The 13,102-nt window shown below is 62.8% G+C and carries 18 protein-coding genes and 1 pseudogene; all 19 read right to left on the bottom strand.

The features are described from left to right. Positions 1-207 (bottom strand): ATP-binding cassette domain-containing protein (locus WCJ41_RS11490; protein ID WP_336905992.1); only part of this gene is annotated, 207 nt, incomplete at its 3' end. 41 nt (positions 208-248) lie between these two features. Continuing rightward, complete coding sequence (locus tag WCJ41_RS11495) at positions 249-1,094, bottom strand: ABC transporter ATP-binding protein (protein ID WP_336905993.1); 846 nt, start codon at positions 1,092-1,094, stop codon at positions 249-251. Continuing rightward, positions 1,091-1,306, bottom strand: a pseudogene (locus WCJ41_RS11500) (ABC transporter permease); the annotation flags it as partial. The pseudogene WCJ41_RS11500 and the gene WCJ41_RS11495, both read right to left, overlap by 4 nt. Further along, on the bottom strand, positions 1,297-1,797 hold the full coding sequence (locus WCJ41_RS11505) for an FAD-dependent oxidoreductase (RefSeq protein ID WP_336905965.1): 501 nt from the start codon (positions 1,795-1,797) through the stop codon (positions 1,297-1,299). The pseudogene WCJ41_RS11500 and the gene WCJ41_RS11505, both read right to left, overlap by 10 nt. 82 nt (positions 1,798-1,879) lie before the next feature. Next, on the bottom strand, positions 1,880-3,022 hold the full coding sequence (locus tag WCJ41_RS11510; RefSeq protein ID WP_336905966.1) for a saccharopine dehydrogenase family protein: 1,143 nt from the start codon (positions 3,020-3,022) through the stop codon (positions 1,880-1,882). A gap of 11 nt (positions 3,023-3,033) precedes the next feature. Continuing rightward, positions 3,034-4,083 (bottom strand): saccharopine dehydrogenase, encoded by a 1,050-nt coding sequence (locus WCJ41_RS11515; protein ID WP_336905967.1) that lies wholly within the window; start codon positions 4,081-4,083, stop codon positions 3,034-3,036. A 138-nt stretch (positions 4,084-4,221) separates the two neighbouring features. Beyond that, complete coding sequence (locus tag WCJ41_RS11520; protein WP_336905968.1) at positions 4,222-4,725, bottom strand: hypothetical protein; 504 nt, start codon at positions 4,723-4,725, stop codon at positions 4,222-4,224. A gap of 100 nt (positions 4,726-4,825) precedes the next feature. Then, positions 4,826-5,539, bottom strand: a complete 714-nt coding sequence (locus WCJ41_RS11525; RefSeq protein ID WP_336905969.1) for a GNAT family N-acetyltransferase — start codon at positions 5,537-5,539, stop codon at positions 4,826-4,828. Beyond that, entirely contained in the window at positions 5,536-6,654 is a 1,119-nt protein-coding gene (gene menC / locus WCJ41_RS11530; RefSeq protein WP_336905970.1) for an o-succinylbenzoate synthase, read from the bottom strand. Before menC ends, WCJ41_RS11525 begins: the two co-directional genes overlap by 4 nt. Before the next feature lie 45 nt (positions 6,655-6,699). After that, on the bottom strand, positions 6,700-6,939 hold the full coding sequence (locus WCJ41_RS11535; protein ID WP_336905971.1) for a hypothetical protein: 240 nt from the start codon (positions 6,937-6,939) through the stop codon (positions 6,700-6,702). Positions 6,940-6,960: 21 nt separating this feature from the next. Further along, positions 6,961-7,263: a hypothetical protein gene (locus WCJ41_RS11540; protein ID WP_336905972.1), complete on the bottom strand. Its 303-nt coding sequence runs from the start codon at positions 7,261-7,263 to the stop codon at positions 6,961-6,963. Between the two features lie 48 nt (positions 7,264-7,311). After that, positions 7,312-7,719, bottom strand: a complete 408-nt coding sequence (locus WCJ41_RS11545) for a DUF2177 family protein (protein ID WP_336905973.1) — start codon at positions 7,717-7,719, stop codon at positions 7,312-7,314. Positions 7,720-7,773: 54 nt separating this feature from the next. Next, entirely contained in the window at positions 7,774-8,985 is a 1,212-nt protein-coding gene (gene hemA, locus WCJ41_RS11550) for a 5-aminolevulinate synthase (protein ID WP_336905974.1), read from the bottom strand. Then, positions 8,975-9,817, bottom strand: coding sequence for a putative photosynthetic complex assembly protein PuhE (puhE, locus tag WCJ41_RS11555; RefSeq protein ID WP_336905975.1), 843 nt, complete (start codon positions 9,815-9,817; stop codon positions 8,975-8,977). Before puhE ends, hemA begins: the two co-directional genes overlap by 11 nt. A gap of 10 nt (positions 9,818-9,827) precedes the next feature. After that, positions 9,828-10,895 carry a magnesium-protoporphyrin IX monomethyl ester (oxidative) cyclase gene (gene acsF, locus WCJ41_RS11560; RefSeq protein WP_336905976.1) on the bottom strand — a complete coding sequence of 356 codons (1,068 nt, stop codon included), beginning with the start codon at positions 10,893-10,895 and terminating at the stop codon, positions 9,828-9,830. Further along, complete coding sequence (locus tag WCJ41_RS11565) at positions 10,895-11,194, bottom strand: hypothetical protein (RefSeq protein WP_336905977.1); 300 nt, start codon at positions 11,192-11,194, stop codon at positions 10,895-10,897. Before WCJ41_RS11565 ends, acsF begins: the two co-directional genes overlap by 1 nt. After that, on the bottom strand, positions 11,194-11,646 hold the full coding sequence (gene puhC, locus WCJ41_RS11570) for a photosynthetic complex assembly protein PuhC (RefSeq protein ID WP_336905978.1): 453 nt from the start codon (positions 11,644-11,646) through the stop codon (positions 11,194-11,196). Before puhC ends, WCJ41_RS11565 begins: the two co-directional genes overlap by 1 nt. A gap of 8 nt (positions 11,647-11,654) precedes the next feature. Beyond that, positions 11,655-12,311 (bottom strand): photosynthetic complex putative assembly protein PuhB, encoded by a 657-nt coding sequence (puhB, locus tag WCJ41_RS11575; RefSeq protein ID WP_336905979.1) that lies wholly within the window; start codon positions 12,309-12,311, stop codon positions 11,655-11,657. Next, a complete protein-coding gene (puhA, locus tag WCJ41_RS11580) occupies positions 12,308-13,087 on the bottom strand; it encodes a photosynthetic reaction center subunit H (protein WP_336905980.1) in 780 nt (259 codons plus the stop codon). The genes puhB and puhA overlap by 4 nt, the downstream gene beginning before the upstream one ends. Positions 13,088-13,102: the final 15 nt, after the last annotated feature.

A 13,102-nucleotide genomic window follows, 5' to 3' on the forward strand; every position in this document is an offset into this window, starting at 1 on the left:
CGCGCTCGCATGGGTGATGTCCTGCCCGTCGAAGAACAGCTGGCCTTCGCTCGGCGCATAAAGGCGCAGCAGCGAGCGGCCGAGCGAGGTCTTGCCGGAGCCCGACTCGCCGACGAGGCCTACCGTTTCACCCTTCTTCAGCGCGATCGACACATTCGTCAGGATGCGGAGCCTTCGGCGATGGCCGATGAGCACCTGATGCCCCATGTCCGGCACGTCGAGCGAAATGTTCCGGGCGTCGATCAGCATCACGCCCCGATCTCCCGCTTGAGCTCGGCGATGAGGGTTTCAGGCACGGGCTTCAGGCTCTGCTCCGGCTGGTCGTAACGTGGGCTGGCAGCCAGCAGGGCGCGCGTATAGGAGCTCTGTGGATTGGCGAGGATTTCCGCCGTCACACCTTGTTCCAGCACCTTGCCGCCGTAGAGCACCGTCATGCGGTCGCAGATCTGCGCGACGACGCCCAAGTCATGGGTGACGAAGAGCAGCGTGGTCTTGTGTTCGCGCTGCATGTCGCGGATCAGGCGCAGCACTTGTTTCTGCACGGTCACGTCAAGCGCCGTGGTCGGCTCGTCGGCGATGACTACATGTGGGTTGAGCGAGAAGGCCTGGGCGATCAGCACGCGCTGGCGCATGCCGCCCGAAAGTTCATGTGGATAGCGCTCCAGCACGCGCTCCGGCTCGCGGATGTGAACGTCGTTGAGCAGGCTTAGCGCCTTGTCGAACGCCTGCTTGCGGTTCATGCCGGCGCGCAGGCGCAACCCGTCTGTCAGCTGGTTGCCAATGCGGCGGGCGGGATTGAGCGAAGTCAGAGGGTCCTGCGGAATGAGCGCGATGCGAACGCCCAGCATCTCGCGCAGCTTTGGGGGTGAGAGTACAAGAAGGTCCGTGCCTTCGAAGATGATGTTGCCACCAGTCACCTTGATGCCGGTCGGCAGGATGCCGAGCACTGCCTTGGCGATGGTGGACTTGCCGGCGCCGCTCTCGCCCACCAGCGCCATCACCTCGCCGGCGTTCACCGACAGGGAGACGTCGCGCAGGATGGGGCTCACCGCGGTGCGGGCGGAAAGGTTACGGATGTCGATAACCGGGCTCATCGCTTCAGCATCGGATCGAGCCACTGGCGCAATCCGTCTCCCAACTGGTTGAAGGCGAGCACGGTGAGGAACAACGCGCCGAGCGGAAAGACCAGCACCCACCAGGCCTGGTAGATGATCTGCCGACCCTCCGCGATCATGCCGCCCCAGGTGGGCATGTCGGTCGACACCGAGAGCCCGACGAAGGACAGGATGGCCTCGACTATGACGGCTCGCGCCACGCCTTGTAGATAAGCTTCGCAGTCGCCCACGACGGCATGACGTTGCCGAGCAGGCCGAAGATGTGCGGCGCATCCTTGCCGAAGCGCTGCATCATCGCGTCCCAGGCTTCCGCGTCGCCGGGGTCGATGGCGTTGAGCCGCGCCATCGTAAGAGCGGGGTCCTTGGATACGCCGAACCACGTCTTGTCCGGAAAAACTGATGCGAAACAGTGGGCTGCTGGCGTGAATGCAAGCCCGTGGCGGCCAAGGCCCTCGCAATGCTCGCGCAGGAAGGGCGAACCGGCGAACATCGACAGGTTCATAGCGGCGAGGTCATGCCGGAAGCCCGGCAGCGTCACCTCGCGCGTCTTCACTGCACCACCCGCTTCTGCCTTCGCTTCGAAGACACCGACACTCCAGCCGCATTTGGCGAGGTGCACTGCAGCCGCAAGCCCGTTGTGGCCCGCGCCGATGATGACCGCATCGAAATTGCTATTTGCCATGCGTTCCTGCTCCGCCACTTTTGCTTACGGGATGACGGCGAGCCGAAGCAACGGCATGACGCCGTGCTCCGGCCCTTGATGATCAGGCGAGCTTCACCAGTTCCATGTACTGCGCGAGACCCTTCACCTGGCTGAGCCAGCTTGCCAGGATATTCGGGTCGGCTGGTGCCGCGTGCACGCCAGGCTTGAATTCCTTCTTCAGCACTGTCTCGACGGCGAAGGATACAGGCATGGACACGAGCCGGCCCATGGCTGTACCGCGTTCGTCACCCCAGGCATCCATCGCCCAGGTCTCGTGGAACACCACCTTGCCATCGCGCTCTGCCTTGAGCGACACGAACAGGATCACCCTGTCGGGCTCACCCGGCGCATAGGCGTTCTCCTTGAGGAAATCGGAGGCCATCTCGGCCAGTCGCGCATCGCCCTCAGGTCCTGACAGTGTCTCGATTTCCTTGAAAACAGGGTCCCATGCCTTGGCCCAGCCGTTGAGGCGGATGGTGCCGCGCACGAAGTCCTTCACCTTCCAGCTCTTGTCGAAGCGATAGTCTTCCATGAAGGGATAGCTGTCGCGGTTCGGATAGACCTCGAAGCTTTCGGGCGTTGGCAGCGGCGCGTCATAGCCAGTGATGGCGTTCCACGGCCGGTCCACTTTCAGTTCCTTGAAGTCACGCAGGCTGCGCGAGGGAGAGCGCAGCGCCTTCAGCACGCCCACTGGCGCCCAGCTGAATTTATACTTGAACGAGTTCGGAATCTTCGGCACGCCGCCGCAATAGGAGGTGAAGCTCAGCACATTGTCGGCGTGGTAGGCGGGCGAAGCTCGGTAGCGCGCGACGAGGTCATGCGCCATCAGGTGATCGATGCCCGGGTCGAGGCCCACCTCGTTGACCGAGACGAGACCCTTGGCCTTGAATTCGGGGTCGAGTGCCCGCATCTCCGGCGCGATGTAGGATGACGACACGAAGTTGGCGTTCTTCGCAAGGCAGGCCTTGGCGATCGCCACGTGCTGGTCAGCGGGTAGCATCGAAATGGCAATGTCACCCGGTTGCAGCGCCGCTGTCAGTGCTTCAAGCGAATAGGGGCGAACGTCCTTCGTGAGGTCGCCCACAACCTCCTGCGCCTTGGAGACGGTGCGGTTCCAAACCACCACCTTGTGGCCATTCTCCAGAAGCCGCCGCAAGCCGGGGCCGGAGGAAAGTCCGGTGCCGCACCAGTGAATCGTCGTCATGTCAATCTCCGTCAGAGTGTCGCCGTGTGGCGGGTGAATTCGGTAAAGGCCCGGCCCCATACGCCGGCATCGAGATCGTCGAGCGTCAACAGCGATGGCAACAGTTGCGTTGCATAGTCCTCACTGCTTTCAACCGGGAGCAGGGAAGGCAGGTTATCGATTGCCATCACGTCGAGCGGTGGTGCGTCCCATACGCGTAGCGCGGGAGCCTCCCAGTCGGTGGCTCGATCATAGACCTTGATCGGCGAGAAATCGGAAGTCGGGTCGCAAGCGATATCGCCGATTACAGTAAGAGCGCGTGGTGCTGCCTTGGCTGCTTCGGGCACGAACACCGGGCAACCTGGCCGCGCCAGAATGCAGTTCAGGAAGATCTCGTGCTGCAGCACTTCAGGGAAGGGGCCGCCCGAGGCAGTTTCAGCCATGTCCCATCTGGTCACTGCAACGTTCATGGCGGCGCAGAGGTCGGCTGCCCCTGTGCCAACGCGCCCCAGCGCGCCGATGATCATGGCGCGTGGCCGTTGCACGGGTGGCAACTCCGCCTTGAGTCCGTCGAGCAGCGCCTGCTTGCTCGAAATTTTGGAAACTGGTCCGCAGAGGCCGCCCTTCTGCTGCGCCGCCCAACATTTGAGCGAGATCGCGGCCCCGGCAAAGCCCGCCCAGTAGCCGAATGCGGCAATGCGGCGACCCGCCTCGTCCACAAGGTACTCGAGGTCATAGAGTGTCCCGCCGCCGGCCTTGTATCGCTTGAGCAATACCTGTCCCGCTGGCTGGCCCTTATAGGCGTGGCCGAACATGATGTGGCGGTGGACAAGCGGCGTACCGTCCTCTGGCAGTTCCTTGAGACCGAAAATGATGGCGTCACGTGGTGCTGAGGGCCATGAATTTTCGGCGGCAATCTGGCATCCTGCTGCCTTGTAGCCATCGATGCCGATCGCACGAACGGAGCTTTCCTCGACGGTGACCGTGATGCCCGCTCTCACGAGGGCCGCCGCTCCGTCAGATGTCAGGCCGACGCGTTCTTCGTTGGGCCGCTGTTCCGACCTTACCCAGAGATGTGTCATTCACGCTTACCTGAAGTGTTGGAAAACCTTGAAATCGCATGCGTGTATGAACCAAATGCGCCTGCCGTTCCAGCGGTGTTTGGCGATGGTCCACCATGCAGCGCAAGGCCAATTTCGGTGCTTCGCCATGCCGATCATTCACTGTCCGGTGTCTTGCGAACCGTCGTCCATCGGGTCTGCCGGGTCAGGCGTCATCGGGGCCGTGCCGTCAGACAAGTCCTGGTCCGTCATTGCCGGGTCTGATGCGTCCTGGCCGCCCGCTGTCCCGTCGCCATTCTGGGAGGGCGAGAGGAAGATGATTTCCGTGGGCATGTCTTCATCATCCGATTTCACCACGAAGGGCGCCTTTGGAAGCAGCGCACGCAATGCCCGTTCAAGGCTGGCGTTCCGGAGGTGATTGGCGCCGACTGGCGTGTCCTCCGGTTCGCCCTTGATATCGACGCCGGTGGCACTGGCGATGGCCTCGATCAATTCCGAGGCCGTTGCATTTCCGGTTATGTCGATGTCATAGCCCTTGGCGGCGGGTTTCACGGTCACCTCCGCTGCCGCGGCCCCACACAATGCTGCGCCGGCAGCCAAGACCGCGACCGGCCCCATGACCGCCCGCAGTGTCATTCGCCAACTTGAGGTGATGTCAGACATCCAATTCCGGGTGCCAGCTGGCGCCTCTCTTTGCCAAGGCGTCAGCATAGGCTTTGACGATGGTGGGAACAACGGGCGGCTTCCGGCGGTTGCTTCGTCATTACGCTTTGCTCAGAAGGTAGGACGTTGCTGCCACATCGTAATCGCGGATTATGTAACCCTCGGAGAACATCTGCATCAGCCTTTCCCGAAGGTTTAGGCGCGCGGCAAGGGCGGATTGATAGTCCTCCCCCAGCAACCGGTCAAGGTCGGGCGGGATCGTCACGGGCAAGGCATCCTTCGGCGCGGAGGGCTTCGGTTGTCCGGGTTCCCAGGCGGCGCGGGCCTTCGCGCGGTCGGAGGCAAGGTGCCAGTCAGCGCGCAGACGGTCGGACGGGAGGCCGGCGTTGATGCCCTTCATGACGCCATAGTAGTCCGGATGATAGGTCGAAACCTCGGCGCCGAGGCGCGCGATGTTGAGGTTGGCGTTGGTATGGCGCAGCGGGTCGAAGGTCCAGCGCACCAGTGTGATGCCGCGGGCAAGGCACCATTCGCGCTGGTAGCGCTTGAGCCTTAGGGCGAGGCTCCTGCCGCGTGCGTCCGGGTGGACTGCCAGCCGGTGCGAGTGCTGAACGGTTGTTTCACGCGTTGGAAAGCCGAAGACATAGCCGACGAGCCGTTCACCCTCGAAAGCGCCGGCGACGAGACCACCCTCGTTCTGGATCACCATCATGAGGTCGGCGGGGTCCTCGGTGTCGTCGACGCCCCACACGTCGCGCTGAAGCTGCTCGGCCTTGAAGAATTCTTCCATGCCGGAAAGATCGCGGATGATCATGCCGGGAAAGTCTCCGTGGAGACCGTTACCTTGTCGAGGAAGGCGCGGTCCAGCGTTACCCCGATGCCGGGGCCTCTGGGCACGGGCATGCGCCCGTCGGTGGCCTCCAAGGCCTCGTTGACGATATCCTTGGCGAAATAGCGGCTAGAACTCGAGGTATCTCCCGGCTTTCGGAAATTGGCCAACGTGGAGAGGTGGATGTTGTGTGCGCGTCCGATGCCGCTCTCCAGCATGCCGCCGCACCACACGGGGAAGGTCCATGCCGCGCACAGGTCATGGATGCGCCGTGACTCTTGATAGCCGCCGACGCGCCCGACCTTGATGTTGATGATGCGTGTGGCACCACTCTCCAGCGCCTTTCGGGCGTGCTCGGCGGTGTGGATGCATTCATCGAGGCAGATTGCCGTCTTCAAGCGGGGTTGCAGCACGGCGTGGTCGTGGATGTCGTCCCAGGCCAGCGGCTGCTCGATATAATCCAGCCCGAAGCCGTCGAGCGCCAACATGGTGTCCATGTCGGCCAGCGTATAGGCGCTATTGGCATCAACCGTGAGGTGTGCGTCTGGCAGCGCATTGCGCACCGCCTCCACCAGCTTCACGTCGTGGCCGGGCATGATCTTGAGCTTGATGCGCTTGTAGCCAAGCGCGAGGTGATTCCGCGCTCGCTCGATTGTGTTGTCGATCGGCCCAATCCCCAGTGATACGCCGACGTCGATTGCATCGCGCTCGCCTCCCAGGAGAGTGGTGAGAGGCAGATTCAGCGACTTGGCCCACAGGTCCCAGAAGGCCATCTCCACCATCGCCTTGGTCATGTAGTGTCCGCGCCAGGGCGCGAGCAGCCCCTCGATGGCGGCTGGGCTCCCGAAGCTCTTGCCCACCAATTGCGGGATCAGCACGTCGCGCAGCAGCATCATTCCACCCGCAATGGTCTCGTCGAGGTAATCGGGAAGGGGGTCCATCACGCCCTCGGCAAAGCCCTCGATACCATTCGACCGCAGCGTGAGCAGGGGGAACAGCTTTTCGTGCATCGTGCCGGTGGCGATGGTGAAGGGGGTGAGCAGCGGCAGCCGCACGAGACGGAGTTCTGCGCTGTCGATCTTCATTGGCGAGGCGGTCATGTTGGTCTCCATGCTTCTATGGCTTATGGAGACTGTTCGCCCGTTTCAAGCCTCCAGATTCTTCTCGTCCAGCCGAACGGCAACGCCCGTCGTGGCGATGATGGTCACCCCGCTGCGCCATGCCAAGCGCGGCTCGGGCATTGCGCCGCCGACATTGGTAATCTTGGTCAAGCAGTATGAGGTCATCCCGCTTTCACATTCCCAGAACCTGCCGGTCGCCCAAGTCGTCGTCTTCGATGATGCCGGTTGTTCGAGGATGAGCATGCGCGGGGCAAGCCCGCGCATGATGCGGCGCTCGTCACATCATCACTTCACAAACCCTGCCCTGACCTTCTTGATTTCCTCCTCGAGAACGATCGCGCAGGCCTCCTGGTCGGTCTTCGACTTGAACCCCAGCCGCACCTTTCGGGCGCAGATGAACATGGAGGGAGAGGGGAGATCATATTCGTCGAGGCATATGTTGGAAATCAGCGCCCCCCGTTCGCCGGTCATCAGATAGGTCACGCAGCGCCGGAACATAGGGTCGTCGAATGGTGGGTCCTCGGCCGCAGCGGCGACACTGGCGCAGCAAAGGGATAGGAGGAGAAGAATGCCGGGCATGATCTTCATGCGAGCCTCCAGTAGGTGCCGGTCTCTCGGTTGTTTCCGGATGAACGCCTATTTCGTGAGCAGACGTATCCCGATCGCTGCCGTGATTCCTGACACCGCGCCGGTCAGCACCGTGCCCCATACCATGTCGATGATGGCGATCTTGGTGGTGAAGCCCTTCATCACGGCGAGGTTGGTGAGGTCGTAGGTGCCATAGGCAACCAGGCCCAGGATGGCGCCATAGAGCACCGCCTGCCCGACAGAGCCGCCTTGCACGGCGGGCCAGACGACCATCACCATCAGGCCGGTGACATAAAGGATGTAGAAGGCACCCGCGGCGCCCATGTTGGGCGGCTGGCGAAGCAAGTCACCGATCTCGCTTACATAGAAACTACGACCCAGCCACAGCAGCCAGACCATGTCGATCAGAAGGAACAGGACTGCCGCGGCAATCCAGAGAATGATCCACTGTGTCAATGCGCTCTCCTGTCCCTGATGTCTTTATACGGACGGGAGGCCCCGGAGATCACCTCAGGCAACCGCGCGGGCCAACGCACACTGCGACCATAGCTCGGACAGCGCCGAGACGAGGTGGTCGATGTCGGCTTCAGTGTGGAGAGGCGTGGGTGTGATGCGCAGCCGTTCCGTGCCGCGCGGCACGGTGGGGTAGTTGATCGGCTGGATGTAGATGCCATGCTGCGCCATCAGGATATCGCTGATCCACTTGCACTTCTTGGCGTCACCCACCATCACAGGAACAATGTGACTTTGGTTCGCCATGTAGGGCACGCCTGCCTGGTCGAGGCGCTTGCGCAGGCGGGCTACGCGGTCCTTGTGGCGCATGCGCTCCAACTGGGAAGCCTTGAGGTGGCGGATCGAAGCGGCAGCGCCCGCCGCGCAGTGCGGGGGAAGGGCGGTCGTGAAGATGAAACCCGAGGCGAAGCTGCGCACGAAGTCACACAGCGCGGCGGAGCCCGTGATGTAGCCGCCGACCACGCCGAAGGCCTTGCCGAGGGTGCCCTCGATCACCGTGATCCGGTCCATCAGACCCTCACGCTCGGCGATGCCACCGCCGCGCGGGCCATACATACCCACGGCGTGCACTTCGTCGAGATATGTCATGGCGCCATACTTGTCGGCGAGGTCGCACATACCCTTGATTGGACCGATGTCGCCATCCATCGAATAGACCGACTCGAAGGCGATGAGCTTGGGGCGCGACGGATCGGCCGCCTTCAGCAGGCGCTCAAGATCATGGAGGTCATTGTGCCTGAAGATGTGGCGTTCCGCACGGCTGTGGCGGATGCCCTCGATCATCGACGCGTGGTTGCCCGCGTCCGAGAACACGATGCAGCCGGGGATGCCGCTGGCCAGCGTGCCGAGTGCTGCCCAGTTCGAGACATAACCAGAGGTGAAGAGCAGGGCGCCTTCCTTGCCGTGGAGGTCGGCCAGCTCGCGTTCGAGCTCGACGTGATAGTGGTTGGTGCCCGAGATGTTGCGCGTGCCGCCGGCACCTGCGCCACAGCGCTCCAGCGCCTCATGCATTGCGGCAATCACCGAGGCGTTCTGGCCCATGCCCAGATAATCGTTGGAACACCAGACGGTGATGTCCTTCTTGTCCGCCCCATGGTGCGTGGCGCGGGGGAAATCACCCGCCTTGCGCTCAAGATCGGCGAAGACGCGGTAGCGGCCTTCGGTCTTCAGCGCGTCGAGTTCGGTCTGGAAGAAGCTTTCATAATCCATCGGGAGCACTCCGGAGGGCGGCTTTGAGAGGGGTATAGTCAAACTTTGGCGATATGGAATTGCGCGATTTCGCCGCGTCCTGGCGTAAGGGCAGGCTCCATTTCCACAGCTTTTCCACAGGCACCGGCAGCATCAGCATCCAGTGCTCGAACAGGGCCAACGCCGCCAGTGCGGCGAGCAGCGACCAGCCGGCGCGCTCCGCCGCCAGATCGGCCGAAAAGGCTTGCTGGAACAGCAGGACGGCGCCGATGGTGGCTGCGGTAATGGAGAAAGGAAACAGCAAATTCATGGACTTGCGGGTCAGGAAGCTCTTGAGCACCGCCATGTGGGCGGGAACGAACTCCTCAGACACGTTGCGCACGCCGAGGAACACGTTGAGCCTTGCTGAGAGGTGCATGGCCCACAGCAGCATGTAGGCCCAGAGGCCCCAGTTATTCACAGCTTGTCCACAGAGGCCCCAGATGGCCAGCGCCACGGCCACAATGGCGATTTCGTGCCACAGGTTGACGCCCAGCGCGTGACCGAAATGCCGCCAGCCCGAGCAGCCCGCCGCGCAGGACTGCTTGCGCGGGCCGGTCACGTAGCCAGTGTAGAGGCTCAGTTCCTGCCAGCCCCAGGCCAGCACGCCCGCCGTGAAGGAGGCGTAGACGGCGAAGAGCGAGCTATCGTCCCGTTCAGCCCAGACCACCCAGAGAGCGGCTGCCAGCACGGCCGTGCCGCCCGCCATGCTCCACTTGAAGGTCCGCACCGGCAGCTGATCGAGAAAGAAGATCACGCCGGTGGCGAACCACCAGAGGAGCAGGGCATAGGCGATGGGCAGTGCGTAATCCATCAGTCTCGCTTTACCAGGTCGGAGCCAGACGAATGTCGGCAGGCAGGTCGTTGGTTCTCGACGGGATGAGGTAGAGGCGGATCATGGTGGCGCTCGCCGCCACTGCCGTCCATGCCTTGCCCAGCTTCGCCGTCATGCCACCCTTTTTCTGCCATTCGCCGTTGCGGTCATTGATCTTCCGCAATTTTTCGAGGCAGGCAAAGAAAGCCGGATTGTCAATGTCAAGCTCAAGCGGGAAGACCTGCCGGGAGATTTCGGAGGTCACCTTGAAGACCTTGTAGCCATATTCGGTGGGGTCGATCCCCAGTGCCTCATGGAAGTGCGGACGCTGGTGGTCGCGCACGTACATGGTGGCGAACACGGCCACGAGGAAAAACTTCACCCACAGCTTGTTGAGGCCGGAGAGCAGTTCGGGATGCGCCCGCATGAGAAGCGCAAAAGCCTCGCCATGGCGGAACTCGTCGTTGCACCACTGCTCGAACCACTTGAAGATTGGGTGGATACGGTTTTCCGGATGCTGCTGCAGGTGCCGGAAGATGGTGATGTAGCGCGCATAGCCGATCTTCTCGGACAGGTAGGTTGCGTAGAAAATGAACTTGGGCCGGAAGAATGTGTACTTCTTGGTCTTCGTCAGGAACCCTAAGTCAACGCCCAGGTTGAAGTCCTTCAGCGTGTCGTTGATGAAGCCCGCGTGGCGGCCTTCGTCGCGCGCCATCAGGCGGAACAGTTCGCACAGGTCCGGGTTCGTCCCGCGCTTGCGCATCTCCGAATAGAGCACGCAGCCGGAGAATTCGGCGGTGAGCGAGCTCACCAGGAAGTCCACGAGCTCGCGGCGCAGGCCTTCCGGCAGGGCAGCGAGGTCAACATGGTCCCACTCGGCATTGCGCTTGAAGTGGCCCTTGTTGGGGTCAGCCTGCAACTCGGCGATGAGCTTGTCCCATTCGGCGCGCACGGGGCTGACGTCCAGCTTGTCCAGCGCCGCAAAATCGGTGGTGTAGAAACGCGGACTCAACACCGTTGATTCCTGCGCCTTGGCGAGCGTGTCTGCCGGCCTGATTCCGAGTGTTTCGATGGTCATTAGAGCTCCTCCCCCGAAAAGCTGAATTCGAGCAGTTCCATGAATTCCAGATCGCCGGTGAGCTTCACCCACTTGCGTTCCAGCCAGGTGGCCCGCGTGATCGTTGCCTTGCGGCGCTCCATCGCGGATTCGCCGTAGGGCACGATGATCGGCTTGCCGTGGACGAGCACCTCGTCGCCCGGCTCGACGGTCACCCCGTCATCGAGTTCAACATGCGCTGCGAGGTTCTCGAAGGTGTTCACCACGCGCACCGTGCACATCACGTCTTCCTTGGAAGCGGGAGCGAAGGGGTTCAGCATCAGCTCTGGTCTCCTGAAGGTGAAAGGAACCGAACGAAAGAAGCGGCATTGTCACGGCCATAGGCCGCAAGGTCAAGCGACACGCCCGAAACTGTGTCAACCAGCAGCAGCTGGCCGTTGGTCAACCGCTCGAGGCGGTAGGCATCGGTGGCCTTGGCCTGTTCGGTCTGGCGCATGCGGTTGAGGCCGCGCAGCACGCCGGGGATGAAGCCCTCCGCGCTGGTATGGGTGATGACAGCACCGGTCGTGGTGTCGATCACGGCCACGCCCTGCGCATCGCTCTCGAAGCGCAGCAACCGACTTTGTGCCACGTCCGAAGTGCCCAGGCTCTGCACCGGTGAATAATCATTATAGCGCGCCACTGAAACGGCCAGCAGCGCCGCCACCACCATGCCGGCCGCTGCGAGTGCCGCGGGGTGCGGTCTCAGGCTGCGGGCAGGTTGCTGGGCCATGGCGGTTCTCATGCGGCCACCGGCTGGCTGGTCTTGGCAGCGCGAACGGGCGCAGCCTCGACGTGCATCGGGACCGTGGCGGTTCCGGCAAGTGCCGCTGCGAGCAGGCTCGCCACGTCATCGGCTCTGGGCACGCAGCGCAGGCAGGGCTGCGGATGGGCAAATTTGAAGGGGCGGGCATGCGGCCACAACATCAGGTAGGCCACGCGTTCCTTGCTCGCCACCCGCAGCGGAATGTCGCCGGAGCCATTGGAAAACACCCGCAGCGAAGCGCCGTCGATCTGGCCGAAGGGCAGGTTGATTGTCACGGGTAGCGCCATGCCGATGCGCATCACCACGCGCTTGCTGGTGATGGTGTAGACGCTCGTCCGCGCGCTGAGGAAGGCCAGACCGCAGAGCAGTGCGGAGGCGACCAGCCCCATCGGCATCAGCCACTGGAAGGGGCGGATTGCCATCGCCATGCTCTCGCCTTCTGCAAGACGCAGCGCGCCTGCCAGCAGTGTGAGTCCGGCGAAGTACCAGATCACCTTGCGCGCGTGGAAGGCATGAACTGCCAGGTCCTGCCAGCGCGGCGCGCCCTGCCAGAGCATGCGCTCGCCCTTTGGCAGGAGCTGCGGAAGCCCCCGGACGGGCTCGAAGGCGAAATCGTCGTGGTGCTCGGTCATACCAGCGGCTCGGCGCGGTCAGCGGTGGCGTAGAGGTGTCCGCCTGCGTAGAAGGCGCAGATCTTGTCCTCTTCCAGGCGCGTGACGATGTCCGGGTTACGGAGGCCCGGCACCTTGATGAACTGCTTCGATGTGATCGACTTGACGTCGATGCGCCTTTTGCCACCCCAGATGCGTGCGAGCGTTGTCGGCAGGAGCACGTTGCGGATGTGGCCTTCCTTGTCACTCACTTCGACTTCGAGGTAGCGCATGATGTATTCGGAACGATCCACCCACACGTCCTTCACCGTGCCGCCCTGCTTGCCGTCGCAGCCGATCACCGGCATGCCGCGAGGGTCGGGGTCGCGCTCTTCCACGTGCCAGTCGGGATTGTTGCGGAGCGGCGAAAGCTTGGGCTCGCCAGTGAACAGCGCATCGGGAATGTCCTTGCGTTCGGCATAGGCGGCGGGACCCACGCCATCGACCATGGCATCGCCATCGGGTTCCAGCGGTGCGCCCGGCCACGGGCCGATGGGTGTTGCCTTGATCGGGCGGCTGTCATGGGGCTCGGCACGCGGTGCCTGAACAGTTGATCCGTCGGCGAGGAGATAGGTCTTGGGGGCGGGCACGGCTGGCCAACCCTGTACAACGATGTTGCCTGAGCGCTCCGACTCCAGTGGATATCCCTCGCGCTTATCTTCGCGGTGAAGGTAGATGATGATGCCGGCCAGGAAGATCCAGAAGGCGTAGAGTACGACCTGGGCGACGTCGACATACTGGGTCAAGGCTGCAGACATGGTGGTTCTCCTTCG

The sequence above is a fragment of the Aestuariivirga sp. genome (assembly GCF_037139295.1).
Classification (GTDB): domain Bacteria; phylum Pseudomonadota; class Alphaproteobacteria; order Rhizobiales; family Aestuariivirgaceae; genus Aestuariivirga.

Excerpts from the sequence above, each read along its gene's own strand:
- WCJ41_RS11495 (WP_336905993.1), bottom strand. The coding sequence starts at position 1,094 with ATGAGCCCGGTTATCGACATCCGTAACCTTTCCGCCCGCACCGCGGTG.
- WCJ41_RS11505 (WP_336905965.1), bottom strand. The coding sequence starts at position 1,797 with ATGGCAAATAGCAATTTCGATGCGGTCATCATCGGCGCGGGCCACAAC.
- WCJ41_RS11510 (WP_336905966.1), bottom strand. The coding sequence starts at position 3,022 with ATGACGACGATTCACTGGTGCGGCACCGGACTTTCCTCCGGCCCCGGC.
- WCJ41_RS11515 (WP_336905967.1), bottom strand. The coding sequence starts at position 4,083 with ATGACACATCTCTGGGTAAGGTCGGAACAGCGGCCCAACGAAGAACGC.
- WCJ41_RS11520 (WP_336905968.1), bottom strand. The coding sequence starts at position 4,725 with ATGTCTGACATCACCTCAAGTTGGCGAATGACACTGCGGGCGGTCATG.
- WCJ41_RS11525 (WP_336905969.1), bottom strand. The coding sequence starts at position 5,539 with ATGATCATCCGCGATCTTTCCGGCATGGAAGAATTCTTCAAGGCCGAG.
- menC (WP_336905970.1), bottom strand. The coding sequence starts at position 6,654 with ATGACCGCCTCGCCAATGAAGATCGACAGCGCAGAACTCCGTCTCGTG.
- WCJ41_RS11535 (WP_336905971.1), bottom strand. The coding sequence starts at position 6,939 with ATGCGCGGGCTTGCCCCGCGCATGCTCATCCTCGAACAACCGGCATCA.
- WCJ41_RS11540 (WP_336905972.1), bottom strand. The coding sequence starts at position 7,263 with ATGAAGATCATGCCCGGCATTCTTCTCCTCCTATCCCTTTGCTGCGCC.
- hemA (WP_336905974.1), bottom strand. The coding sequence starts at position 8,985 with ATGGATTATGAAAGCTTCTTCCAGACCGAACTCGACGCGCTGAAGACC.
- puhE (WP_336905975.1), bottom strand. The coding sequence starts at position 9,817 with ATGGATTACGCACTGCCCATCGCCTATGCCCTGCTCCTCTGGTGGTTC.
- acsF (WP_336905976.1), bottom strand. The coding sequence starts at position 10,895 with ATGACCATCGAAACACTCGGAATCAGGCCGGCAGACACGCTCGCCAAG.
- WCJ41_RS11565 (WP_336905977.1), bottom strand. The coding sequence starts at position 11,194 with ATGCTGAACCCCTTCGCTCCCGCTTCCAAGGAAGACGTGATGTGCACG.
- puhC (WP_336905978.1), bottom strand. The coding sequence starts at position 11,646 with ATGGCCCAGCAACCTGCCCGCAGCCTGAGACCGCACCCCGCGGCACTC.
- puhB (WP_336905979.1), bottom strand. The coding sequence starts at position 12,311 with ATGACCGAGCACCACGACGATTTCGCCTTCGAGCCCGTCCGGGGGCTT.
- puhA (WP_336905980.1), bottom strand. The coding sequence starts at position 13,087 with ATGTCTGCAGCCTTGACCCAGTATGTCGACGTCGCCCAGGTCGTACTC.